We start from the raw sequence: 23,542 nt of genomic DNA, 5'->3' as shown, positions 1-23,542 counted from the left end.
TGCATTTCTGGTGTGTTCGATCGGCGCCGCAAGGCGCATTCGTGTCGCGGCCCCAGGCCAAGCACTTACTTCTTTTGTTACGAACGAGGTCGTTCCATGCGCGTCGAACGGGTTCCATACCGCTTAATCAGTGTCGCCGCGGCAGCAGTCTTCCTTGCCGCCTGTGGAAAAAAAGAATCGGCACCGCAACAGCAGGCGCCGGAAGTCGGCGTCGTGACGGTCCAGCCGCAATCGGTGCCGGTCGTCACCGAACTGCCGGGCCGCACCAATGCCTTCCTGGTCGCCCAGGTGCGCGCACGGGTGGACGGTATCGTGCTGCGTCGCGAGTTCACCGAAGGCACCGATGTCAAGGCAGGGCAACGCCTGTACAAGATCGATCCGGCGCCCTACATCGCCCAGTTGAACAGTGCCAAGGCCACGCTCGCGCGGGCCCAGGCGAACCTCGCCTCCACCAATGCGCAGGCAGCGCGCTTCAAGGTGCTGGTGGCCTCGAACGCGGTCAGCAAGCAGGACTACGACAACGCCGTGGCCTCGGCCGGCCAGGCCGCGGCCGACGTGGCCTCGGGCAAGGCGGCGGTCGACACCGCGCAGATCAACCTCGGCTATACCGACGTGCTCTCGCCCATCACGGGCCGCATCGGCATCTCGCAGGTCACGCCGGGCGCCTACGTGCAGGCCAGCCAGGCAACGCTGATGTCGACCCTGCAGCAGCTCGACCCGATGTACGTCGACCTCACGCAATCGAGCCTGGACGGCCTCAAGCTGCGCCAGGACATCCAGAGCGGGCGCATCAAGACGACCGGTCCGAACGCGGCCAAGGTCAAGCTGGTGCTGGAAGACGGCAAGACCTACCCGCTCGAGGGCAAGCTGCAGTTCACCGACGTGACGGTCGACCAGACCACCGGCTCGGTGACGATCCGCGCACTGTTCCCGAACCCGAACCACGTGCTGCTGCCGGGCATGTTCGTGCGCGCGCGCATCGACGAAGGCAGCAACGACAACGCCTTCCTGGTGCCGCAGATTGGCGTGCAGCACGATCCCAAGGGCCAGGCGACCGCGCTGGTGGTCGGCCAGGACAACAAGATCGCGCCGCGCGTGCTGCAGACCTCGGGCACCTACGGCCAGAACTGGATCGTCGAGGGCGGCCTGCAGCCGGGCGACCGCGTGATCGTGCAGGGCGTGGGCAAGGTCCAGCCGGGCATGACGGTCAAGCCGGTGGCGGCGCAACTGCCGCCCGACCAGAACGCCGGCAAGGATGCGAGCAGCCTGCCGAGCGCGGCGAGCGACATGAACTCGGGCGCTTCCGGCGCAGCCGGTGCCTCGGGCGCGTCGTCCGCGGCGCCGGCCAGCGGGGCGGCGGCCGGTTCGGCGGCGAGTGCGACGGCAGCTTCGGGCGCGTAATCACAGGGGGCCTGTTTCATGGCAAAGTTTTTTATCGATCGCCCGATCTTCGCGTGGGTGATCGCCATCATTCTGATGCTGGCCGGTATCGCGTCGATCTTCACGCTGCCGATCGCCCAGTATCCGACCATCGCGCCGCCGTCGATCCAGATTTCCGCCACCTACCCGGGTGCGTCGGCGAAGACGGTCGAGGACACGGTCACCCAGGTGGTCGAGCAGCAGATGAGCGGCCTCGACAACTTCCTGTACATGTCGTCCACCAGTGACGATTCGGGTACGTCGACCATCACGCTGACGTTCGCGGCCGGTACCAATCCGGACATCGCGCAGGTGCAGGTGCAGAACAAGCTGTCGCTGGCGACGCCGATTCTGCCGCAGGTCGTGCAGCAGCTGGGTCTGAAGGTCACCAAGTCGAGCAGCAGCTTCCTGCTGGTGCTTGCCTTCGTGTCGGAAGACGGCAGCATGAACAAGTACGACCTCGCGAACTACGTGGCCTCGCACGTGGAGGATCCGATCAGCCGGCTCAACGGCGTCGGTACCGTCACGCTGTTCGGCTCGCAGTACGCGATGCGGATCTGGCTCGACCCGAACAAGCTGACCAACTACTCGCTGACACCGGTCGATGTGTCGAGTGCGATCTCCGCGCAGAACGTGCAGATCGCGGGCGGCCAGATCGGCGGCACGCCCGCGGTGCCGGGCACGGTGCTGCAGGCGACCATCACCGAGCAGACCCTGCTGCAGACGCCCGAGGAGTTCGGCAACATCCTGCTGAAGGTCAACCAGGATGGTTCGCAGGTGCGGCTGAAGGACGTCGCGAAGCTGAGCCTGGGTGGCGAAAACTACAACTTCGACACCAAGTACAACGGCCAGCCGACGGCCGGTCTCGGCATCCAGCTCGCCACCAACGCCAATGCGCTGCAGACGGCCAACGCGGTGCGTGCCAAGATCGACGAGCTCTCGAAGTACTTCCCGCACGGCCTGACCGTCAAGTACCCGTATGACACGACGCCGTTCGTGCGCCTGTCGATCGAGGAAGTGGTCAAGACGCTGCTGGAAGGCATCGTGCTGGTGTTCCTGGTGATGTACCTGTTCCTGCAGAACCTGCGGGCGACCATCATCCCGACCATCGCGGTGCCGGTGGTGCTGCTGGGCACCTTCGCGATCATGTCGGCGGTGGGCTTCTCGATCAACACCTTGTCGATGTTCGGCCTGGTGCTGGCGATCGGCCTGCTGGTGGACGATGCGATCGTGGTGGTCGAGAACGTCGAGCGGGTGATGTCGGAGGAGGGGCTCTCGCCGAAGGAAGCGACCAAGAAGGCGATGGGCCAGATCACCGGCGCGCTGGTGGGCGTGGCCCTGGTGCTGTCGGCGGTGTTCGTGCCGGTGGCCTTCTCGGGCGGCTCGGTGGGCGCGATCTATCGCCAGTTCTCGCTGACCATCGTCTCGGCGATGGTGCTGTCGGTGCTGGTGGCGCTGATCCTCACGCCGGCGCTTTGCGCGACCATCCTCAAGCCGATCCCGCAAGGTCACCACGAGGAGAAGAAGGGCTTCTTCGGCTGGTTCAACCGGACCTTCAACCGCAGCCGCGACAACTATCACAAGGGCGTGCACCATGTGATCAAGCGTTCGGGCCGCTGGCTGATCATCTATCTGGTGGTGATCGTCGCGGTCGGGCTGCTGTTCGTGCGCCTGCCGAAGTCCTTCCTGCCGGATGAGGACCAGGGCCTGATGTTCGTGATCGTGCAGACGCCGTCGGGCTCCACCCAGGAGACCACCGCGCGCACGCTGAAGGACATTTCGGACTACGTGCTGAAGGACGAGAAGGACATCGTCGAATCCGCGTTCACCGTGAACGGCTTCAGCTTCGCCGGCCGCGGCCAGAACTCGGGCCTGGTGTTCGTGAAGCTGAAGGACTACGCCTCGCGTCAGCATGCCAACCAGAAGGTGCAGGCGCTGATCGGGCGGATGTTCGGACGCTACGCGGGCTACAAGGACGCGATCGTGATCCCGTTCAATCCGCCGTCGATTCCCGAGCTGGGTACCGCCGCCGGCTTCGACTTCGAGCTGACCGACAACGCGGGCCTCGGCCACGACGCGCTGATGGCGGCACGTAACCAGCTGCTCGGCTTGGCCGCCAAGGATCCCACGCTGCAGGGCGTGCGTCCGAACGGCCTGAACGACACGCCGCAGTACAAGGTCGATATCGACCGCGAGAAGGCCAACGCGCTCGGCGTGACGGCATCCGCGATCGACCAGACCTTCTCGATCGCCTGGGCCTCGCAGTACGTCAACAACTTCCTCGATACGGACGGTCGTATCAAAAAGGTGTACGTGATGGCCGATGCGCCGTTCCGCGCCACGCCGGAAGACCTGAACATCTGGTACGTGCGCAACGGCGCGGGCGGGATGGTGCCGTTCAGCGCGTTTGCCACCGGCCACTGGACCTACGGTTCGCCGAAGCTGGAGCGCTACAACGGTATCTCGGCGGTGGAAATCCAGGGCCAGGCGGCACCGGGCAAGAGTACCGGCCAGGCGATGACGGCCATGCAGGCGCTCGCGCAGAAGCTGCCGGTCGGTATCGGCTACTCCTGGACGGGCCTGTCGTACCAGGAAATCCAGTCGGGTTCGCAGGCGCCGATCCTCTACGCGATCTCGATCCTGGTGGTGTTCCTGTGTCTGGCGGCGCTGTACGAAAGCTGGTCGATCCCGTTCTCGGTGATCATGGTGGTGCCGCTCGGCGTGATCGGCGCACTGCTGGCGGCGACGCTGCGCGGTCTCGAGAACGACGTGTTCTTCCAGGTCGGCCTGCTGACCACGGTGGGCCTGTCGGCGAAGAACGCGATCCTGATCGTGGAATTCGCGCGAGAGCTGCAGGTCGGGGAGAAGATGGGGCCGGTCGAGGCGGCACTGGAGGCGGCACGGCTGCGGCTGCGCCCGATCCTGATGACCTCGCTGGCCTTCATTCTCGGCGTGCTGCCGCTGGCGATCAGCAACGGCGCGGGTTCGGCCAGCCAGCACGCGATCGGTACCGGCGTGATCGGCGGGATGCTGACCGCGACCTTCCTCGCGATCTTCATGATCCCGATGTTCTTCGTGAAGGTGCGCGGCGTGTTCGGCGGCGAGAAGGAAGATCCCGACGAAGCACTGCGTCTCGCGCAGGAGCATGCGCATCGCACGCAGGAAGGCGGCGAGGGTAACAAGGAACATTGATGACCATGCGAAAACTCGTTTTGACTGCAATGGCCTTCGCGCTGGTCGCCACGGGCTGCACGATGGCGCCGCATTACCAGCGGCCCGCTGCACCCGTGTCGGGCAGCTTCCCGTCCGACGGCGTCTACGCGACGCAACCGGGCGCGGACGGCTCGCACAGCGCCAGTGGCCAGGCCGCCGCCGACATCGGCTGGCGCAACTTCTTCGCCGATCCGCGCCTGCAGGCGCTGATCGAGATCGCGCTGAAGAACAATCGCGATCTGCGCGTCTCGGTGCTCAACATCGAGGCGGCGCGCGCGCAGTACCAGATCACGCGCGCGGGGCTGTTCCCGACGCTCGACGGCACCGGCACCGGCAATACGCAGCGGCTGCCGGCCGGTGTGTCGACCACGGGCTCGCCGCTCATTACGCGCACCTACAACGTCGGTCTCTCCGCCTCGTGGGAGCTGGACCTGTTCGGCCGGATCCAGAGCCTGAAGGACCAGGCTTTGGCTCAGTACCTGTCGACGGCCCAGGCCCGCAAGGCGGCGGAGATCTCGCTGATCTCGCAGGTGGCGGACCAGTACCTGACGCTGCAGTCCACGGACGACCTGTTGAAGGTCACCGAGGACACGCTGAAGACGGCCCAGGATTCGTACAACCTGACCAAGCTGCAGTTCGACAACGGCACCGGCTCGGAACTGGACCTGCGCCAGGCGCAGACGGTGGTCGAGCAGGCGCTGGCGAACCAGCAGTCCGAGGCGCGCGACCGCGCGCAAGCGGTCAATGCACTGGTGCTGCTGATCGGCGAGCCGCTGCCCGACGATCTGCCGGCGGGCCTGCCGCTGGATTCGCAGAGCCTGCTGACCGATATCCCGGCCGGCTTGCCTTCGGACCTGCTGACGCGTCGTCCCGACATCATGGAAGCCGAGCAGACGCTGCTGGCGGCCAACGCGAACATCGGGGCGGCCCGCGCGGCCTTCTTCCCGAAGATCTCGTTGACGGCCGCGTTCGGCACGGCGAGCCCGACGCTGGGCGGCCTGTTCAAGGCCGGCACGGCGGCCTGGTCGTTCGCGCCGAACATCGCCCTGCCGATCTTCGAGGGCGGCTCGAACATCGCGAACCTCGACCTGGCGCACGTGCAGAAGCGCATCGAGATCGCGAACTACGAGAAGGCGATCCAGACGGCGTTCCGCGAAGTGTCGGACGGGCTGGCGGCACGCGGCACGTATGACCAGCAGATCGCGGCGCTGGCGCGCAACGAGCAGGCGCAGCAGCGTCGCTACGATCTGTCGGACCTGCGCTACCGCAATGGCGTGGACAGCTACCTGACCGTGCTGACCGCGCAGACGGACCTGTACACGGCACAGACCACGCTGATCTCGGCGCGCCTGGCGCGCTGGACCAACCTGGTGGACCTGTATCGCGCGCTGGGCGGCGGCTGGATCGAGCACAACGGCGACCAGCCTCGCGAGGCAGATGCCCCGGTCGACTACAGCAAGCCGGCTGCGGCACCCGCGGCGGCCTCGCAGCCGACGGCGGGCTGACAGGGCAGCGGTCGAGCGGATCGCGCGGCCGCGGCAGGGGTTTCCAGCCTCGAGCCGCGAGCTGCTCGATCCGCCCGGCGAGCACACGAAAAAACACCCCGGAAGCGCAAGCATCCGGGGTGTTTTTCATTGGCGGCAGCGCCAGGCCGCCGTCAACCTCCGAGCATCGTCAATGCAGGTCGGCCGTGCGCGGATCGAGATCGTGTCCGGCGCGCCGGATCTCGCATTCGGCCTGCTTCTCGCTCTTCACGCCGTTGAAGATCAGGTTCAGCAGCACGGCGGACACCGAAGCCAGCAGGATCCCGCTGTGCAGGATCGGCGCGAGCGCGCCCGGCAGCTTCGAGAAGAAGTGCGGCGAGACCACCGGCACCAGGCCCAGCCCGATGCTGACCGCGACGATGAACAGGTTGTTGTGGTTGCTCACGAAATCGACGCGCGAGAGCGTCTTCACGCCGTTGGCGGCCACCATGCCGAACATCACGATGCCGGCGCCGCCGAGCACGAAGGCCGGCACCGAGGCGACGATCTGCGCCATCTTCGGGAACAGGCCCAGCAGCACCAGGATCACGCCGCCCGTCACGCACACGTAGCGGCTCTTCACGCCGGTCACGCCCACCAGCCCGACGTTCTGCGAGAACGAGGTATGCGGGAACGAGTTGAAGATGCCGCCGATCAGCGTGCCCAGCCCGTCCACGCGCAGGCCGCGCACCAGGGCCTGCTGGTCGACCGGCCGGTCGACCATGTCGCCCACGGCGAGGAACATGCCGGTCGACTCGATGAAGGTGACGAACATCACGATCACCATGGTGGCGATCGACAGCGCGTCGAAATGCGGCGTGCCGAAGTGGAAGGGCATCACGAAGCCGACCCAGGGCGCGGCCGCCACGCCGTCCAGGTCGACGCGGCCCAGCGAGAGCGCGATCACGAAGCCGGCCACGATGCCGAGCAGCACGGCGATATTGGCGAAGAAGCCGCGGCCGAACTTGTTGATCATCAGGATCAGCACCAGCACCAGCAGCGACAGGCCCAGGAACACCGGGTTACCGTATTCGGGGTTGCCCACGCCGCCGGCCGCCCAGTTGATGCCAACCCCCATCAGCGACAGGCCGATCACCGCGATCACGGTGCCCACCACCACCGGCGGGAAGAAGCGCAGCAGCTTGCCGATCACCGGCGCGATCACGATACCGATCACGCCGGCCGCGATGGTCGAGCCGAACACGTCCAGCAGGCCCAGGCTCGGGTTGGTGCCGATCGCGATCAGCGGCCCCACCGAGGCGAAGGTGCAGCCCATGATGACGGGCAGGCGGATGCCGAAGATCCACACGCCGAGCGTCTGGATCAGGGTGGCGATGCCGCAGGCGAACAGGTCGGCGCTGATCAGGAAGGCGATCTGATCCTTCGGCAGCTTCAGCGCGCTGCCGATGATGAGCGGCACCGCGACGGCGCCCGCGTACATCACCAGCACGTGCTGCAGACCCAGGGTGACGAGCTTGCCGGCGGGCAGGATCTCGTCGCACGGATGGACCGTGGTCGATTGCATCTGTCTCACTCCATGATCTTGTTGTCGGGGTGCAGTGAAGTTATGCGCAACGACCCGGGCCAACAAGAGCACTGGGCGCTATTCCGTGCTTTGCAGGCGGGATATGCGATTTTCACGAAGGAATGCGGGGAAATCATGGTGGACGCGCCGCGGCAGTGGGATTCCCGGCAGTTATAGCCAGACAAAAACCGCCTGGCGCCGCCGCCAAATATCACTGTGTTTATGGTCTGTATCGGCGGTGGCGCATAGAGGGTTTTGGCCGCGCCTCGCGGCATGGATGGGTAAACCCCAGCCGGCGCGGTTTTTCACGGGGTCGGATGGCGGCGGCGAGGTGATTGCGACGGGGTTCATGAGCGCCGTCGTTTCGATCGTTTTCCGGCGCATCCCGCCCATCGCGAGCGAGCGGGGCAGGCGCCGCAAACGCCGTTGCGCGACGCGGCGCGACATCGATCCGTCGCGTGGCGCCATGCCGGTTTCCCCGGCACGCGTTTACACTTCCGGCTGGTCCCCCGCGCCGGCTCGCCGGCGCGCTTCGGCGGCAGGGCACGACGCGCGACACGAGCGCCGCGCGCGCCCTGCCCGGGCAACGATTCCCCGGTTGCCGCCCGTCGCGCGTGGCGCGCGGCGCAACCCCACCGACAAGGAGCTGCAAGCATGAAGACGAAAGCCGCGATCGCATGGAAGGCCGGTGCGCCGCTGACCATCGAGGAAGTGGATCTGGAAGGCCCGCGCGCGGGCGAGGTGCTGATCGAGGTGAAGGCCACGGGGATCTGCCACACCGACTACTACACGCTGTCGGGCGCCGATCCGGAAGGCATCTTCCCGGCCATCCTCGGCCACGAGGGCGCGGGCGTGGTGGTCGACGTCGGCCCCGGCGTCGGCACGTTACGCCGCGGCGACCACGTGATCCCGCTCTACACGCCCGAATGCCGCGAGTGCAAGTTCTGCCTGTCGCGCAAGACCAATCTCTGCCAGAAGATCCGCGCCACCCAGGGCAAGGGCCTGATGCCCGACGCGAGCTCGCGCTTCTCGCTCGACGGCAAGCCGATCTTCCACTACATGGGCACCTCGACCTTCTCGAACTACATCGTGGTGCCGGAGATCGCGGTGGCGAAGATCCGCGAGGACGCGCCCTTCGACAAGGTCTGCTACATCGGCTGCGGCGTGACCACCGGGGTGGGCGCGGTGGTCTACTCGGCCAAGGTCGAGGCGGGTGCCAACGTGGTGGTGTTCGGCCTGGGCGGGATCGGCCTGAACGTGATCCAGGGCGCGAGGATGGTGGGCGCCGACAAGATCATCGGCGTCGACATCAACCCGGCGCGCGTCGAGCTGGCGAAGAAGTTCGGCATGACCCACTTCATCAACCCGAAGGACGTGGAGAACGTGGTCGACCACATCGTGCAGCTGACCGACGGCGGCGCGGATTACTCCTTCGAGTGCATCGGCAACGTCACCACCATGCGCCAGGCGCTGGAATGCACGCACAAGGGCTGGGGCCAGTCCTTCATCATCGGCGTGGCGGCGGCCGGCCAGGAGATCAGCACGCGGCCGTTCCAGCTCGTCACGGGCCGCGAATGGAAGGGCTCGGCCTTCGGCGGCGCGCGCGGGCGCACCGACGTGCCGAAGATCGTCGACTGGTACATGGAAGGCAAGATCAACATCGACGACCTGATCACGCACCGCCTGCCGCTCGAGAAGATCAACGAGGGCTTCGACCTGATGAAGAAGGGCGAGTCGATCCGCTCGGTCGTGCTGTACTGAGGCACGAGGCGCGACCATGCTCGAACTCCTGTCCTCCCATGCCGCGTTCGGCGGCGAGCAGCGCTTCTACCGCCACGACTCGGCGGCGATCGGCCTGCCGATGAAGTTCTCGGTGTTCCTGCCGCGGCAGGCCGCCCACGACGGCGCGCGCGTGCCGGCGCTGTTCTTCCTCGCGGGCCTGACCTGCAACGAGGAAACCTTCATGATCAAGGCCGGCGCGCAGCGTTTCGCGGCCGAGCACGGCATCGCCCTGATCGCGCCCGACACCAGCCCGCGCGGCGCGAACGTGCCGGGCGAGACGGCCGCCTGGGATGTCGGGGTGGGCGCGGGTTTCTATCTCGACGCGAGCGAGGCGCCCTGGGCCACGCATTACCGGATGGAGTCCTACATCGTCGACGAGCTGCGCGCGCTGGTGCTGGGCGCCTTGCCGATCGAGGGCACGCGGCTGGGCATCTTCGGCCATTCGATGGGCGGCCACGGCGCGCTGACCCTGGCGCTGCGCCATCCCGGCGTGTGGCGCTCGGTGTCGGCCTTCGCGCCGATCGCCGCGCCGATGCGCTGCGCCTGGGGCGAGAAGGCCTTCACGGCTTATCTCGGCGAGGATCGCGAGCGCTGGAAGGAGCACGATGCGAGCGAACTGGTGGCGCGCTCCGACGCGCCGCGCTACGCCGACGGGATCCTGGTCGACCAGGGCCTGGCCGACCAGTTCCTGCCGACCCAGCTCAACCCGGACGTGTTCGAGGCCGCCTGCCGCGAGGCCGGGCAGCCGCTGACGCTGCGCCGTCACGAAGGCTACGACCACGGTTATTACTTCATCTCGACCTTCATCGCCGATCACCTCGCGCATCACGCGAAGACGCTGCTGGCCTGAGCGGCGCGCATCCCGCAGCACCTCCGGCGACACCTCCGGCAACAAAAAGCCCGCGACACGAGCGATCGTGACGCGGGCTTTTTTTCGGGCGAGCGGCGCGTGTGCCGCCTCAGGCCGTCGCGCGATACCGTCCCGTCAGGCTCGCCGCATAGACCAGCGCCGACAGCGCGGTGATCCAGAAGCTGGTCGGCCAGTCGGTGTAGTAGGCGAGCGTGACGCCGAACCAGGCCTCGGCCAGCGCGAACAGCGCGGCCAGCCAGACGCCGCTGGCCAGGCGCGTGCTGAGGTTCTGCGCGGCGGCGGCCGGGCCGACCAGCAGCGTGAACACCAGCAGCACGCCGACGATCTGCGTGCAGGCCGCCACCGCCAGCGCGCAGATCGCCAGGAACAGCACCGACACCAGCCGCAGCGATACGCCCTTGGCCTCGGCCAGCTCCGGCTGCAGCGAGGCGAACACCAGCGGACGCATGATCGCGGCCAGCGCGATCAGGCTGACCGCGCCGATGCCGGCCAGCACCATCAGCGTGGCGTGGCTCACGCCGAGCACGTTGCCGAACAGCAGGGCGGTGACCTGGGTGGCGTAGCTGGTATAGAAATGCAGGAACAGCAGGCCGGCGCCGAGCGCGAGCGAGAGGATCACGCCGATCGCCACGTCGCGGCCCGCGAGCTTCTCGCCGAGCGCGCCCATTGCGATGCCGGCCGCCAGCGTGAAGCCGACCATGCCCCAGATCGGCGAGAGGCCGAGCAGCACCGCGCCGGTGGCGCCGGTGAAGCCGACGTGCGAGAGCGCGTGACCGGCGAAGGTCTGGCCGCGCAGCACCAGGAAGTAGCCCACCACGCCGGCCAGCACCGCGACGATGCCCGACGCGATGAACGCGTTGACCATGAATTCGTATTCAAACATCGTGCCGGTGTCCGTGCGTGTTGCCTTGTGCGTGGCCGCCATGCGCATGGCCGTGGCCGTGTGCGTGCCCATGCGAGCCGTGCGAATGCGAGCCGTCTTCCTCGTGTTCGTGATCGTGCTTTTCCACCTCGACGTCGCCCGACATCACGAAGATGCGGCCGTTTACGCGCATCACGTCGATCGGCGAGCCGTAGAGCCGCGACAGCACCGGCCGCGTGATCACCTCGTCGACCGTGCCGAGCGCGGCCGTGCCGTTGCCGAGATACAGCACGCGATCGAGCGCGTTGAGCAGCGGATTCAGTTCATGCGCCGAGAACAGCACGGTGATGCCGAGCTCCTGCTGCACGCGACGCACCAGCTCGACCACGCCGCGCTGGTGATGCGGATCGAGGCTGATCAGCGGCTCGTCGAGCAGCAGCAGCTTCGGCGCGCCGAGCAGGCATTGCGCCAGCAGCAGGCGCTGGCGCTCGCCGCCCGACAGCTCGAACAGCGGCCGCCGGGCGAGCGCGGTGCCGCCCACCAGATCGAGCACGCGCGCCACGTCGGCGCGTACCTCGGCGCTGGCATGCGGCAGGCCCCAGCGGTGGCCGTCGGCGGCCATCGCCACGAAGTCGTGGCCGCGCACGCGGCGCCCGGCCAGCGCGCTGCGGATCTGCGGCATGTAGCCGATGGCGGGATTGCCGCGCGCCACCGGCGCGCCGGCCACCGAGATGCGGCCGCCGGCGGCGGGCACCAGGCCCAGCACCGCGCGCATCAGAGTGGTCTTGCCGGCGCCGTTGGGCCCCAGCACGCCGACGAATTCGCCGGCCTCGACGGCCAGGCTCACCTCGCGCAGGATCGTGCGTCCGCCCAGTTCGAGCGTGACGCGATCGAGCGCGAGCGCGGGAGAGGAAGAGGTCATGGGTTCAATGTCGGCCCAGCGCGGCGCCCAGCGCATCGAGCTGCGCGAGCATCCATTGCTGGAAGGTCTTGCCGGCCGGTTGCGTCTCGGTGACGCTGACGGTCGGCACCGAGGCGTCCTTCGCGATCTTCAGCATGCGCTTGGTCATCGGCTCCTCGGCCTGGCTGTTGTAGATCAGCGCCTTGACCTGGCGCTTGCGCAGGTCGTTCTCGAAGGCGGCGATATCCGTCGCGCTCGCCTCCGTGTCGTTCATGGTCGCCAACTGGAAGCGCAGGTTGCGCATTTCCAGGCCGATCGCATCCGACATGTAGCCGAACACCGGCTCGGTGGCCGTCACCGGCACGCCCTTGTACTGTGCGCGCAGCGCGGCGACCTTGGCGTCGATCGGCTTGAGCGAGGCCAGGAAGCCGGCCAGGTTCGCGTCGTAGTCGGCCTTGTGCGACGGGTCGGCGGCGCCCAGCGCCGCGCTGATCGCCAGCGCCGCGGCCGGCATGGTGGCCGGATCGTACCAGAGATGCGGGTTGTCGCCGGGCTTCTTGCCGACCAGGTCGGCCACCACGATGGTCTTGCGGGTGGCGTTCTTCGAGGCGGCCAGCAGCTTGCCCATCCAGGGATCGTAGTCGGCGCCGTTGTAGACCACCAGGTTCGCGTGCTGCAGCGCGCGCGCCGTCTTCGGGCTGGCCTCGAACAGGTGCGGATCCTGGTCCGGGTTGCTGAGGATGCTGGTCACCGACACGTTGGCGCCGCCGATCTGCTTGATCACGTCGCCGTAGAAGTTCTCGGCGGCGACCACCTGCAGCTTGGCGGTCTGCGCGGCGGCGGGGCCGGCGAAACCGGCGAGGCCCGCCACCGACAAGGCGGCGCAGCCGGCGGCGAACCAGCGGATCAGGCGGGAGCGGGCGCGCAGCGGCGCGCGCGACGTGGCGGCGAAAGTCATGCTTGTTCCTCGACGGGGGTAGCAGTCGCGCGCCCGGAATGGGCGCGCGGCGGGTGCGTCACGCGTGCGGCGCGCCCTTGGGATGGGTCTTGCATTCGCCGCACAGGCCGGTCAGCTCGACCACCTGGCGGTGCATCTCGAAACCGTGCGCCGATTCGCAGGACGAGAGCTGGCGCGCCAGCTCGGCGCCGGGAATCTCGACCGTGTCGCCGCAGGATTCGCAGATCAGGAACTGGCCCTGGTGGGGCGGCCCGATCTCGCAGCAGGCCAGGAAGGCATTGCGCGATTCGATGCGATGGATGAAGCCGTGCTCGACCAGGAAGTCGAGCGCGCGATAGACCGTGGTGGGCGGCATGCGGCCGCGTTCGGGCGCCAGTTCGCCGATCAGGTCGTAGGCGCCGATCGGCCGCTGCGCGGCCAGCACCTTCTCATAGACCTGCCGCCGCAGCGGCGTCCAGGTGAGGCCATGCTCGGCGGCGAACGCGTCGGCACGGGCGAGGCGGGCATCCAGGGGCGAGGTCGAGGCCATGACGGGCACCTTCCGAAGGCAGGGAAAGACGAATGATATAACGTATCGCCACCCTGTGCATGGCCTGTCGCCGCGCGCGGCTGCGCGCCATGCGGCAGCGCATCATCGAAACCGGCGCTTTCGCCTTGACAGCACCCGTTTGGTATCCGATTATTCGATCGCAATCTGAGCAAATGATCATTCAATGAGCGTTAGCTCACTGAATGCCGGATGACACCACGAACAACGAATCGGAGACACCAGTGAGATTGCAGGACAAGGTCGCGATTTTGACGGGCGCCGCCAGCGGCATCGGCGAAGCGGTTGCGCAGCGTTACCTGGACGAGGGCGCGCGCTGCGTGCTGGTCGACCTGAAGCCGGCCGGCGGCTCGCTGGCCGCGCTGATCGAGGCGCATCCCGATCGCGCCATCGCGATCACCGCCGACGTGACGCGGCGCGAGGACATCGAGCGCATCGTCGCGACCGCCGTCGAGCACTTCGGCGGCGTCGACATCCTGTTCAACAATGCGGCGCTGTTCGACATGCGCCCGCTGCTCGACGAATCCTGGGACGTGTTCGACCGCCTGTTCTCGGTCAACGTGAAGGGCCTGTTCTTCCTGATGCAGGCGGTCGCCCAGCGCATGGTCGAGCAGGGCCGCGGCGGCAAGATCGTCAACATGTCCTCGCAGGCCGGCCGGCGCGGCGAGGCCCTGGTCTCGCACTACTGCGCGACCAAGGCCGCGGTGCTGAGCTACACGCAATCGGCCGCGCTGGCGCTGGCGCCGCACAAGATCAACGTCAACGGCATCGCGCCGGGCGTGGTCGACACGCCGATGTGGGAGCAGGTCGACGCGCTGTTCGCGCGCTACGAGAACCGGCCGCTCGGCGAGAAGAAGCGCCTGGTGGGCGAGGCCGTGCCGCTCGGCCGCATGGGCCTGCCGGCCGACCTGACCGGCGCCGCGCTGTTCCTCGCCTCGGCCGATGCCGACTACATCACCGCCCAGACGCTCAACGTCGACGGCGGCAACTGGATGAGCTGAAGCCATGGCCGAGATCGTCGTCGCCGGCGAACTGCTGGCCGAATTCGTCGCCGCCCGGCGCGGCCAGGGTTTCGCCGAGCCGGGCGAGTTCACCGGCCCGTTCCCGAGCGGCGCGCCGGCCATCTTCGCCGACCAGGCCGCGCGCCTGGGCGCCTCGGTGGCCTACGCGGGCTGCGTGGGCCGCGACGCCTTCGGCGACGCGATCGTGGCGCGGCTGGCCTCGCACGGCGTGCGGACCGACGCGATCCGTCGCGTGGCGCGCCCCACCGGCCTGGCCTTCGTGGCCTACCGCGACGACGGCAGCCGCCAGTTCGTCTACAGCATCGACGGCAGCGCCTCGGCCCTGCTGGAGGCCGCCGACGTGACGGCCGCCATGTTCGAGGGCTGCCGTTACTACCACGTGATGGGTTCCTCGCTGACCAGCGAGAACGCCATCGCCGCCGTCAAGCGCGGCGTGATCGAGGCGGCCCGGGTGGGCGCGAGGATCTCCTTCGACCCGAACGTGCGCGCCGAGATGCTGGCCTTCAAGCCGATGCGCGCCGCGCTCGAGGAACTGCTCGACGCCTGCCACCTGTTCCTGCCCAGCGAGGCCGACCTGCCGTTCTTCTGTGGCCCGCAGCCGGCCGAGCGCGCGATCGCGGGCCTGCTGGCCACCCGGCCGCTGCTCGAGCGGGTGGTGCTCAAGCGCGGCGCGGCCGGCAGCAGCGCCTTCGACCGCCAGGGCCAGATCGACGTGAGCGGCTACGAGACCACCGAGATCGATCCGACCGGCGCCGGCGACTGCTTCGGCGGCACCCTGGTGGCGAGCCTGATCCAGGGCTGGCCGATCGAGGCGGCGCTGTCGCGTGCCAACGCGGCCGGCGCGCTGGCGGTGGCGCGGGTGGGCCCGATGGAGGGCAACAGCTCGCCCGACGAGATCGTCGCCTTCCTCACCGAGCGAGGTATCGCATGTCCAGCCTGAGCCCCGCCGCCCCGCAAGCCGCCGTCGCGCCGGACACGCTCGGCGCGATCTTCGCCGCCAACCGCAAGGGCGCGCGGCGCGGCATCTATTCGGTCTGCAGCGCGCATGCGCTGGTGCTGGAGGCCGCCTTCGAGGCCGCCCGCGACGACGGCTCGCCGCTGCTGATCGAGGCCACCTGCAACCAGGTCAATCATCAGGGCGGCTATACCGGCATGACGCCGGTCGATTTCCGCCGCGAGGTGGAGGCGCTGGCCGCGCGCACGGGCTTTGCGCTCGAGGCGCTGGTGCTCGGCGGCGACCACCTCGGTCCGAACCCGTGGCGCCACCTGCGCGCCAAGGAAGCGATGCAGGAGGCGGCGACCATGGTGGCCGCCTACGTCGCGGCCGGCTTCACCAAGATCCATCTCGACGCCAGCATGGCCTGCGCCGACGACAGCGCGCCGCTGTCCGACACGCTGGTGGCCGAACGCGCGGCCCAGCTCTGCGCGGCCGCCGAGGCCGCGGCCGAGGCGGCCGGCAGCGCGCCGGTCTACGTGGTCGGCACCGAGGTGCCGGTGCCGGGCGGCGAGACCGCGAGCGAGGCTGCCGATGCTGCCGAGGCCGATGCGGCCGAAGCCGAAGCCGGCCCGCTGTCCCATATCCGCGTGACCCGCGCCGAGGCGATCGAGGCCACGCTGGAAGCGCATCGCGAAGCCTTCGCGCGCTACGGCCTGGAAGCGGCCTGGGCGCGCACGGTGGCGGTGGTGGCCCAGCCCGGCGTCGATTTCGACGATCGCCAGGTGCTCGACTACGCGCCGGCCAAGGCTGCCGAGCTGGCCGCCAGCATCCTCGCGGTGCCGCGCTTCGTGTTCGAGGCGCATTCGACCGACTACCAGACCGAAGCCTCGCTCGCCGCCCTGGTGCGCGACCACTTCGCGATCCTGAAGGTGGGCCCCGGGCTCACCTTCGCATTGCGCGAGGCGCTCTTCGCGCTGAGCTACATCGAGGAAGCGCTGGTCGACGAGAATCGACGCTCGCGGCTGCGCGAGGTGATCGACGAGGCGATGCGCGCGCGTCCCGAGCACTGGGCGCCCTACTACCGCGGCGACGAGGGCGCGCAGCGCCTGGCGCGCCAGTTCAGCTACAGCGACCGGATCCGCTACTACTGGCTGCAGCCGGCGGTGGCGGCAGCGGTCGAGCGGCTGTTCGCGAACCTGCGGCGGCAACTGCCGCCCGAGACCCTGGTGGCGCAATGGCTGCCCGACGTCTACGACGCGCGCCGCTCGCGTGCGCTCGGCGACGATCCGGCCGCCTGGGTCCGGTTCCGGATCCGCCACACGATTGCCCGCTACGCGCGAGCGTGCGGGATGCAGCAGGACGGGTGAGGCCGACGAGCCCGCCCGACGTGGAAAGACCGTCACAACGAAACACGAACAGCGATAAAACAGGAGACATGCCATGCAAGGACAGACGCTCATCGCCGCCGCCGCGCGACTTCTCGTGGGTGCCGCGTTCGCGTCGTCGGCGCTCGCCGCCCAGGCGGCGACGCTGACCATCGCGACGCTCAACAACCCCGACATGATCGAGCTGAAGAAGCTCTCGCCGGCCTTCGAGAAGGCGAACCCGGACATCAAGCTGAACTGGGTGATCCTCGAGGAGAACGTGCTGCGCCAGCGCGCCACCACCGACATCACCACCGGCAGCGGCCAGTTCGACGTGATGGCGATCGGCACCTACGAGGCGCCGCAATGGGGCAAGCGCGGCTGGCTCTCGCCGATGACGGGCCTGCCCGCCGACTACGACCTCAACGACGTGGTGAAGACCGCGCGCGACTCGCTGTCCTACAACGGCCAGCTCTACGCGCTGCCGTTCTACGTCGAGAGCTCGATGACCTACTACCGCAAGGACCTGTTCGCGGCCAAGGGTCTCAAGATGCCGGACCAGCCGACCTACGACCAGATCGCGCAGTTCGCCGACAAGCTGACCGACAAGGCTAACGGCACCTACGGCATCTGCCTGCGCGGCAAGGCCGGCTGGGGCGAGAACATGGCCTACGTGTCGACCGTGGTGAACACCTTCGGCGGCCGCTGGTTCGACGAGAACTGGAACGCGCAGCTCACCTCGCCGGAATGGAAGAAGGCGATCGGCTTCTACGTGGACCTGCTGAAGAAGGACGGCCCCCCGGGAGCGAGCTCGAACGGCTTCAACGAGAACCTGACGCTGACCGCCTCGGGCAAGTGCGCGATGTGGATCGACGCGACGGTGGCCGCCGGCATGCTCTACAACAAGCAGCAGTCGCAGGTGGCCGACAAGATCGGCTTCGCGGCCGCGCCGGTGGCGGTCACGCCGAAGGGCTCGCACTGGCTGTGGGCCTGGGCGCTGGCGATCCCGAAGACCTCCAAGCAGCAGGACTCGGCCAAGAAGTTCATCACCTGGGCGACCTCCAAGCAGTACGTCGAGATGGTCGGCAAGGACGAGGGCTGGGCCTCGGTGCCGCCGGGCACGCGCCAGTCGACCTACGCGCGTCCCGAGTACAAGGCCGCCGCGCCGTTCTCGGACTTCGTGCTGAAGGCCATCGAGACCGCCGACGTCAACGATCCCTCGCTGAAGAAGGTGCCGTACACGGGCGTCCAGTATGTCGGGATTCCTGAGTTCCAGTCGTTCGGCACGGTGGTCGGCCAGTCGATCGCCGGCGCGGTGGCCGGCCAGATGACGGTCGACCAGGCACTGGCCGCCGGCCAGGCCGCCGCCGACCGCGCGGTTCGCCAGGCCGGCTACAAGAAGTAATTCCGTTCGAGCGTGTCACGCGATCCGGCCGGGCCGGCCGGATCGCGATGCTTCGGCGCGGGTGCCGCTGGTTCGGCGCCTCGCGCGAGATTCAAGAGGGTCCGAGCATGCGTCACCTACGTCTTCCCCTACATCACACGGCGCCCATGACCGATTCGTCTCCCGCCTCCGCCGCCTCCGCGCGCGGCAAGCCCGCCCGCTGGCTCGTCACACCTTCGGTGGCCGTGCTGCTGCTGTGGATGTCGATCCCGCTCGCGATGACGATCTGGTATTCGTTCACGCGCTACAACCTGCTGAACCCCGATGAAAAGGGTTTCGCGGGCCTCGACAACTACCATTACCTCGCCACCGATCCGTCCTTCCTGCCGGCGATCTGGCACACGCTGGTGCTGATCGTGGCGGTGCTGGCGATCACCGTGATCGGCGGCGTGCTGATGGCGGTGCTGTTCGACCGCAAGTTCTACGGCCAGGGCATCGCGCGCCTGCTGGCGATCGCGCCGTTCTTCGTGATGCCGACCGTCTCCGCGCTGATCTGGAAGAACATGATCCTGAACCCCGTCTACGGGCTGGTGGCCGGCGTGATGCGCGCCTTCGGCATGACCCCGATCGACTGGTTCGCCGACTACCCGCTGACCGCGGTGATCATGATCGTCTCCTGGCAGTGGCTGCCGTTCGCCTTCCTGATCCTGTTCACCGCGATCCAGTCGCTCGACCAGGAGCAGAAGGAAGCCGCGCGCATCGACGGCGCCGGCGCGCTCGCGATGTTCTTCTACATCACGCTGCCGCACCTGAAGCGCGCGATCGCGGTGGTGGTGATGATGGAAACCATCTTCCTGCTGTCGATCTTCGCCGAGATCTATACGACCACCGGCGGCGGTCCCGGCAACGCGACCACCAACCTGTCCTACCTGATCTACTCGCTGGGCCTGCAGCAGTTCGACGTCGGCCTCGCCTCGGCGGGCGGCATCCTGGCGGTGGTGCTGGCCAATATCGTGTCGTTCTTCCTGGTGCGCATGCTGGCGAAGAACCTGAAGGGGGAGTACGAAGCATGAGCGAGCTGTCCTTGAAACAGAGCGCGGGCGGCCTCGACACGCTCAAGCGCGCGATTCCCGGCGTGCTGGCCTGGCTGATCGCGCTGCTGCTGTTCTTCCCGATCTTCTGGATGGCGATCACCGCCTTCAAGACCGAGCAGCAGGCCTATTCGATGTCGCTGATCTTCACGCCGACGCTCGACAGCTTCCGCGAGGTGTTCGCGCGCAGCAACTACTTCGGCTTCGCCTGGAACTCGATCCTGATCTCGGTCGGCGTGACCGTGGTGTGCCTGCTGTTCGCGGTGCCGGCCGCCTACGCGATGGCCTTCTTCCCGACCGGGCGCACCCAGAAGGTCCTGCTCTGGATGCTGTCGACCAAGATGATGCCCTCGGTGGGCGTGCTGGTGCCGATCTACCTGCTCTGGAAGAACTCGGGGCTGCTCGACACGGTGAGCGGCGTGGTGATCATCTACACCCTGATCAACCTGCCGATCGCGGTGTGGATGACCTTCACCTACTTCACCGAGATCCCGCGCGACATCCTGGAAGCGGGCCGCATCGACGGCGCCACCACCTGGCAGGAGATCGTCTACCTGCTGATGCCGATGGCGCTGCCGGGCCTGGCCTCCACCTCGCTGCTGCTGGTGATCCTGTCGTGGAACGAGGCCTTCTGGAGCATCAACCTGACCAGCTCCAACGCGGCGCCGCTGACGGTGTTCATCGCCTCCTACTCGAGCCCCGAGGGCCTGTTCTGGGCCAAGCTGTCGGCCGCCTCGCTGCTGGCGGTGGCGCCGATCCTGATCGTCGGCTGGCTGTCGCAGAAGCAACTGGTGCGCGGCCTCACCTTCGGAGCCGTCAAGTGAGCGCGCCCGGTATCGAGGGACGCGACGAGGGACGCGACCGGCTGCTGATCTGCGACTGCGACGGCGTGCTGATCGACAGCGAGGCGGTGGCCGCCGGCGTGCTGGTGCGCGAGCTGGAAGCGCGCTGGCCCGGCGTCGAGGTGCGGCCGATCGTGCTGCCGCTGCTGGGCCTGCGCACCGAGCGCGTGCTGGCCGGCGCCGCCGCGCAGGCCGGGCACACGCTGTCGGCCGAGGAGATCGAGACGATCCGCGCCACGGTCGAGCGCGCCGCCGTGCAGGCGCCGGCGGTGGACGGCATCGACGCGGCGCTGGCCGCGATCCCGCTGCCGATCGCCTGCGCCAGCAACAGCAACCGCCCCTATGTGGAAGCGGCGCTCACCCGCACCGGCCTGAAGCGCCATTTCGGCGAGCGCCTGTTCTGCGCCGACGGCGTCGAGCGGCCCAAGCCGGCGCCCGACGTCTACCTGGCTGCCGCGCACACGCTGGGCTTCGCGCCCGAGCACTGCCTGGTGGTGGAGGACAGCGCCACCGGCATCACCGCGGCCGCGGCGGCCGGCATGACGGTGATCGGTTTCGTCGGCGGCGGGCATGCCTCGCCGTCGCAGGTCGATGCATTGCGCGCGATCGGCGCGCGCCATGTGTTCGATCGCATGGACCTGCTGCCGGGCCTGGTCGCGCAATGGATCGCGACCGGCACCGTGCAGTCGCAATGAACTGAGCCGGGCCGCCGCGCGCCGTCGAGCGCGCGCGCAGCCCGTCACGAACAGCAGCAAGACAGCGGAGACAAATCATGGCAAGCGTGCTTCTGCGCGATATCGGCAAGCGCTACGACGACAACGAAGTGCTGAGCAAGGTCAACCTCGACATCGCCGACGGCGAGTTCGTGGTGTTCGTCGGCCCCAGCGGCTGCGGCAAGTCCACGCTGATGCGGATGATCGCCGGGCTCGAGGACATCTCGGGCGGCGACCTGCTGATCGACGGCGTGCGCGTCAACGAGACGCCCAGCGCCAAGCGCGGCATCGCGATGGTGTTCCAGTCGTATGCGCTCTACCCGCACATGACGCTGTACGACAACATGGCCTTCGGCCTCAAGCTGGCCGGCGCGAAGAAGCCCGAGATCGACGCGGCGGTGCGCAATGCCGCCAAGATCCTGCACATCGACCACCTGCTCGACCGCAAGCCCAAGCAGCTCTCGGGCGGCCAGCGCCAGCGCGTCGCGATCGGCCGCGCGATCACGCGCAAGCCCAAGGTGTTCCTGTTCGACGAGCCGCTGTCGAACCTCGACGCGGCGCTGCGCGTGAAGATGCGCCTGGAGTTCGCGCGCCTGCACGACGAGCTGAAGACCACCATGATCTACGTGACGCACGATCAGGTGGAAGCCATGACGCTGGCCGACAAGATCGTGGTGCTCTCGAACGGCAGCGTGCAGCAGGTCGGCTCGCCCAACGCGCTCTACCATGCGCCGGCCAACCGCTTCGTGGCCGGCTTCATCGGCTCGCCGAAGATGAACTTCCTGGAAGGCGTGGCGCAGGCCGTTTCGCCCGAGGAAGTGACGGTGCGCTTCGAGAGCGGCGAATCGCAGCGCGTGGCGGTGCGCACCGGTTCGCTGCGCGTGGGCGACAAGGTGACGGTCGGGATCCGCCCCGAGCATGTCCAGGTCGGCGCGGCCGAGGGCGAGGGCGTGGCGGTGCGCACCATGGCGGTGGAATCGCTGGGCGACTCGGCGTATCTGTACGCGGAATCGAAGATCGCGCCGGACGGCATGATCGCGCGGATCCCGCCGCTCGAGACGCATCGCCCGGGCGAGGTGCTGCGCGTGCATGCGCAGCCCGAGCACTGCCACCTGTTCGACGCCGAGGGCCGTGCCTTCGAGCGCCGCCTGCCGCAGGCGCTGGCCGCCTGAGGCTGGGCCGGCAAGCGGTGGCGGCCGAGCGCCGCCCCGCTCGACACGACAAGGCCGCGCGAGTCCCGCGCGGCCTTGTCGTTTTCGGCGGCGAAATCGCGTCCGCGTTTCGATCGTCGTCCAAACGAAAACGGCGGCACCGAAGTGCCGCCGCCCGGGTTGCGCGATGTTCGCGCCATCGATCCTTTCGATTCCTTTCGATCCGTCGCCGCGCGCCTCAGTCCGCCAGCGCGGCGCGCGCGCAGCTCTCGTCGGTGACGATGCCCGACAACCAGCCGCCGCGCAGCGCGGCCAGCACGGCCGCCTGCTTGCGCGGGCCGCCCGCGAAGCCGATGGTGGGCCGGCGCGGCGGCGCATCGAGCGAGACGCTGGTCACGCGCGCGGTGGACGGCGTGACCACGCTGCGGCCGCTCGAATCCATCGGCAGCCCGATCATCTCGGCCACCGCGCCGTATTCGATCATCTCGTTCAGTTCGTCGGCCGTGATGAAGCCGTCCACGTACAGCGGGCAGTCCGGGCCGACGTTGCCGATCCCGACGAAGGCCACGTCGGCATCGGCCGTGAGCTGCTCGACGATCCGGTACAGGCGGTGGTTGCACCACTGCGCACGCTCGGCCACGTTGTCGGCGAACAGCGGCGCGGGCAGCAGGAAGTGCTTGCCGCCGGTCTTCTCCGAGATGTGCTGGGCCACGTCGTAGGGGTTGGACGAGCCGTCCTGGGCGATCGCGCCGACCATCGACACCAGCCGGTGCTGGGGCCGCTCGATCTGCGCGATCTGCGCGACCGCGGCCTTCAGGGTCCGGCCGCTGCTGACCGCGATCACCATCGGCCGCTCCTCGTTGAGGTAGCGCTCCATCACCTGGGCGCCGGCCACCGCCAGCTTGCGGTCGATCGCGTCGGGCGTGTCCGCGTCGATCGGCACCACCTCGCAGAGCGACAGGCCGTAGCGCTCCGACAACTGCGCGGCCAGGTCGAGACAGTCGGCCACGCGATGATCGACGCGCACCCGGATCAGGTTCTTCTCGACCGCGAAGGCCACCAGCCGCTGCGCGACCGGGCGCGAGACCTGCAGCTTCTCGGCGATCTCGTTCTGCGTGTCGCCGGCGACGTAGTAGAGCCAGGCGGCGCGCGTCGCGAGGTCGAGTTTTTCGGAGGACTTGGGCACGGGGGCTGGGCTCGTCGGGCGGGCGTCTGGCTGGAAAGTTAGGGATCGTATCGCAAAGCGCGTCAGGCAAGCCGCGGTCGCGAGGGCTCGAATAGCGGCCGCACGTGGCGATACAGCGCGCGATAGGTGTCGAGGCGCTCGCGCAGCCAGGCATGACGGGCCGCGTCGGGCGCGTATTCGGCCGACAGCGGCGGCTTGGTCAACACCTGCGACGCGTCGCCGCCATCGGCCAGCCAGCCGAGCCGCGCCGA

The 23,542-nt window shown here is 68.3% G+C and carries 20 protein-coding genes and 1 pseudogene; 13 read left to right on the top strand and 8 right to left on the bottom strand.

The window, feature by feature from the left end:
• Positions 1 to 96 precede the first annotated feature (96 nt).
• Genes F3J10_RS22275 through F3J10_RS22265 form a run of 3 tightly spaced genes read left to right on the top strand, consistent with a single transcriptional unit; the run spans position 97 to position 6,137 of the window.
• Positions 97 to 1,401 carry an efflux RND transporter periplasmic adaptor subunit gene (locus tag F3J10_RS22275; RefSeq protein WP_166916211.1) on the top strand — a complete coding sequence of 435 codons (1,305 nt, stop codon included), beginning with the start codon at positions 97 to 99 and terminating at the stop codon, positions 1,399 to 1,401.
• 18 nt (positions 1,402 to 1,419) lie between these two features.
• Positions 1,420 to 4,611 (top strand): efflux RND transporter permease subunit, encoded by a 3,192-nt coding sequence (locus tag F3J10_RS22270; protein WP_046577430.1) that lies wholly within the window; start codon positions 1,420 to 1,422, stop codon positions 4,609 to 4,611.
• A gap of 5 nt (positions 4,612 to 4,616) precedes the next feature.
• Positions 4,617 to 6,137, top strand: a complete 1,521-nt coding sequence (locus tag F3J10_RS22265) for an efflux transporter outer membrane subunit (protein WP_167243000.1) — start codon at positions 4,617 to 4,619, stop codon at positions 6,135 to 6,137.
• 169 nt (positions 6,138 to 6,306) lie between these two features.
• Here the strand turns inward: F3J10_RS22265 and F3J10_RS22260 are convergent, their stop codons facing one another.
• Positions 6,307 to 7,680 (bottom strand): nucleobase:cation symporter-2 family protein, encoded by a 1,374-nt coding sequence (locus tag F3J10_RS22260; protein ID WP_036038383.1) that lies wholly within the window; start codon positions 7,678 to 7,680, stop codon positions 6,307 to 6,309.
• A 171-nt stretch (positions 7,681 to 7,851) separates the two neighbouring features.
• Positions 7,852 to 8,148, bottom strand: coding sequence for a hypothetical protein (locus tag F3J10_RS22255; protein WP_167242999.1), 297 nt, complete (start codon positions 8,146 to 8,148; stop codon positions 7,852 to 7,854).
• Positions 8,149 to 8,334: 186 nt separating this feature from the next.
• Here F3J10_RS22255 and F3J10_RS22250 point away from each other — a divergent pair, with 186 nt between their 5' ends.
• Complete coding sequence (locus tag F3J10_RS22250; protein ID WP_025101462.1) at positions 8,335 to 9,441, top strand: S-(hydroxymethyl)glutathione dehydrogenase/class III alcohol dehydrogenase; 1,107 nt, start codon at positions 8,335 to 8,337, stop codon at positions 9,439 to 9,441.
• Between the two features lie 16 nt (positions 9,442 to 9,457).
• Positions 9,458 to 10,312, top strand: a complete 855-nt coding sequence (fghA, locus tag F3J10_RS22245; RefSeq protein WP_025101463.1) for an S-formylglutathione hydrolase — start codon at positions 9,458 to 9,460, stop codon at positions 10,310 to 10,312.
• Positions 10,313 to 10,421: 109 nt separating this feature from the next.
• Here fghA and F3J10_RS22240 read toward each other — a convergent pair whose 3' ends face one another.
• Genes F3J10_RS22240 through F3J10_RS22225 form a run of 4 tightly spaced genes read right to left on the bottom strand, consistent with a single transcriptional unit; the run spans position 10,422 to position 13,583 of the window.
• On the bottom strand, positions 10,422 to 11,216 hold the full coding sequence (locus F3J10_RS22240) for a metal ABC transporter permease (protein ID WP_166915141.1): 795 nt from the start codon (positions 11,214 to 11,216) through the stop codon (positions 10,422 to 10,424).
• Complete coding sequence (locus F3J10_RS22235) at positions 11,209 to 12,117, bottom strand: ABC transporter ATP-binding protein (protein ID WP_166915139.1); 909 nt, start codon at positions 12,115 to 12,117, stop codon at positions 11,209 to 11,211. The genes F3J10_RS22240 and F3J10_RS22235 overlap by 8 nt, the downstream gene beginning before the upstream one ends.
• Before the next feature lie 4 nt (positions 12,118 to 12,121).
• Positions 12,122 to 13,054, bottom strand: coding sequence for a metal ABC transporter solute-binding protein (locus F3J10_RS22230; protein ID WP_025101466.1), 933 nt, complete (start codon positions 13,052 to 13,054; stop codon positions 12,122 to 12,124).
• Positions 13,055 to 13,112: 58 nt separating this feature from the next.
• Entirely contained in the window at positions 13,113 to 13,583 is a 471-nt protein-coding gene (locus tag F3J10_RS22225; RefSeq protein WP_017919889.1) for a Fur family transcriptional regulator, read from the bottom strand.
• Positions 13,584 to 13,825: 242 nt separating this feature from the next.
• On the opposite strand from F3J10_RS22225, the gene F3J10_RS22220 reads away from it, so the two are divergent.
• The 8 genes from F3J10_RS22220 to ugpC all read left to right on the top strand — a co-directional run bounded on the left by F3J10_RS22220 (position 13,826) and on the right by ugpC (position 22,126).
• A complete protein-coding gene (locus F3J10_RS22220; protein WP_013699220.1) occupies positions 13,826 to 14,602 on the top strand; it encodes an L-iditol 2-dehydrogenase in 777 nt (258 codons plus the stop codon).
• Between the two features lie 4 nt (positions 14,603 to 14,606).
• Positions 14,607 to 15,563: a sugar kinase gene (locus tag F3J10_RS22215; RefSeq protein WP_025101467.1), complete on the top strand. Its 957-nt coding sequence runs from the start codon at positions 14,607 to 14,609 to the stop codon at positions 15,561 to 15,563.
• On the top strand, positions 15,551 to 16,927 hold the full coding sequence (locus F3J10_RS22210) for a D-tagatose-bisphosphate aldolase, class II, non-catalytic subunit (protein WP_160639315.1): 1,377 nt from the start codon (positions 15,551 to 15,553) through the stop codon (positions 16,925 to 16,927). Before F3J10_RS22215 ends, F3J10_RS22210 begins: the two co-directional genes overlap by 13 nt.
• Positions 16,928 to 17,000: 73 nt before the next feature.
• The gene (locus F3J10_RS22205) at positions 17,001 to 18,329 is read left to right on the top strand and encodes a sugar ABC transporter substrate-binding protein (protein WP_025101469.1); all 1,329 of its coding nucleotides are present in this window, start codon (positions 17,001 to 17,003) and stop codon (positions 18,327 to 18,329) included.
• 107 nt (positions 18,330 to 18,436) lie between these two features.
• A complete protein-coding gene (locus tag F3J10_RS22200) occupies positions 18,437 to 19,381 on the top strand; it encodes a sugar ABC transporter permease (protein WP_047836110.1) in 945 nt (314 codons plus the stop codon).
• A complete protein-coding gene (locus tag F3J10_RS22195) occupies positions 19,378 to 20,223 on the top strand; it encodes a carbohydrate ABC transporter permease (protein ID WP_025101471.1) in 846 nt (281 codons plus the stop codon). Before F3J10_RS22200 ends, F3J10_RS22195 begins: the two co-directional genes overlap by 4 nt.
• Positions 20,220 to 20,936 carry an HAD-IA family hydrolase gene (locus F3J10_RS22190; RefSeq protein ID WP_060005546.1) on the top strand — a complete coding sequence of 239 codons (717 nt, stop codon included), beginning with the start codon at positions 20,220 to 20,222 and terminating at the stop codon, positions 20,934 to 20,936. The genes F3J10_RS22195 and F3J10_RS22190 overlap by 4 nt, the downstream gene beginning before the upstream one ends.
• A gap of 77 nt (positions 20,937 to 21,013) precedes the next feature.
• Entirely contained in the window at positions 21,014 to 22,126 is a 1,113-nt protein-coding gene (ugpC, locus tag F3J10_RS22185; protein ID WP_025101473.1) for a sn-glycerol-3-phosphate ABC transporter ATP-binding protein UgpC, read from the top strand.
• A 217-nt stretch (positions 22,127 to 22,343) separates the two neighbouring features.
• Here the strand turns inward: ugpC and F3J10_RS22180 are convergent, their stop codons facing one another.
• Positions 22,344 to 23,291, bottom strand: a complete 948-nt coding sequence (locus F3J10_RS22180) for a sugar-binding transcriptional regulator (RefSeq protein WP_025101474.1) — start codon at positions 23,289 to 23,291, stop codon at positions 22,344 to 22,346.
• Between the two features lie 62 nt (positions 23,292 to 23,353).
• Positions 23,354 to 23,542, bottom strand: a pseudogene (locus tag F3J10_RS22175) (xylulokinase); the annotation flags it as partial.

Source organism: Burkholderia sp. Cy-637, assembly GCF_011753175.1.
Lineage (GTDB): Bacteria > Pseudomonadota > Gammaproteobacteria > Burkholderiales > Burkholderiaceae > Burkholderia > Burkholderia gladioli.
Note: the sequence above shows the minus strand (reverse complement) of the source record. Positions and strands in the feature narration are given on the sequence as shown.

Bases quoted from the DNA above. Each gene is read 5' to 3' on its own strand.
- F3J10_RS22275 (WP_166916211.1), top strand. From the start codon at position 97: ATGCGCGTCGAACGGGTTCCATACCGCTTAATCAGTGTCGCCGCGGCA.
- F3J10_RS22270 (WP_046577430.1), top strand. From the start codon at position 1,420: ATGGCAAAGTTTTTTATCGATCGCCCGATCTTCGCGTGGGTGATCGCC.
- F3J10_RS22265 (WP_167243000.1), top strand. From the start codon at position 4,617: ATGCGAAAACTCGTTTTGACTGCAATGGCCTTCGCGCTGGTCGCCACG.
- F3J10_RS22260 (WP_036038383.1), bottom strand. From the start codon at position 7,680: ATGCAATCGACCACGGTCCATCCGTGCGACGAGATCCTGCCCGCCGGC.
- F3J10_RS22255 (WP_167242999.1), bottom strand. From the start codon at position 8,148: ATGGCGCCACGCGACGGATCGATGTCGCGCCGCGTCGCGCAACGGCGT.
- F3J10_RS22250 (WP_025101462.1), top strand. From the start codon at position 8,335: ATGAAGACGAAAGCCGCGATCGCATGGAAGGCCGGTGCGCCGCTGACC.
- fghA (WP_025101463.1), top strand. From the start codon at position 9,458: ATGCTCGAACTCCTGTCCTCCCATGCCGCGTTCGGCGGCGAGCAGCGC.
- F3J10_RS22240 (WP_166915141.1), bottom strand. From the start codon at position 11,216: ATGTTTGAATACGAATTCATGGTCAACGCGTTCATCGCGTCGGGCATC.
- F3J10_RS22235 (WP_166915139.1), bottom strand. From the start codon at position 12,117: ATGACCTCTTCCTCTCCCGCGCTCGCGCTCGATCGCGTCACGCTCGAA.
- F3J10_RS22230 (WP_025101466.1), bottom strand. From the start codon at position 13,054: ATGACTTTCGCCGCCACGTCGCGCGCGCCGCTGCGCGCCCGCTCCCGC.
- F3J10_RS22225 (WP_017919889.1), bottom strand. From the start codon at position 13,583: ATGGCCTCGACCTCGCCCCTGGATGCCCGCCTCGCCCGTGCCGACGCG.
- F3J10_RS22215 (WP_025101467.1), top strand. From the start codon at position 14,607: ATGGCCGAGATCGTCGTCGCCGGCGAACTGCTGGCCGAATTCGTCGCC.
- F3J10_RS22210 (WP_160639315.1), top strand. From the start codon at position 15,551: ATGTCCAGCCTGAGCCCCGCCGCCCCGCAAGCCGCCGTCGCGCCGGAC.
- F3J10_RS22205 (WP_025101469.1), top strand. From the start codon at position 17,001: ATGCAAGGACAGACGCTCATCGCCGCCGCCGCGCGACTTCTCGTGGGT.
- F3J10_RS22200 (WP_047836110.1), top strand. From the start codon at position 18,437: ATGCGTCACCTACGTCTTCCCCTACATCACACGGCGCCCATGACCGAT.
- F3J10_RS22195 (WP_025101471.1), top strand. From the start codon at position 19,378: ATGAGCGAGCTGTCCTTGAAACAGAGCGCGGGCGGCCTCGACACGCTC.
- ugpC (WP_025101473.1), top strand. From the start codon at position 21,014: ATGGCAAGCGTGCTTCTGCGCGATATCGGCAAGCGCTACGACGACAAC.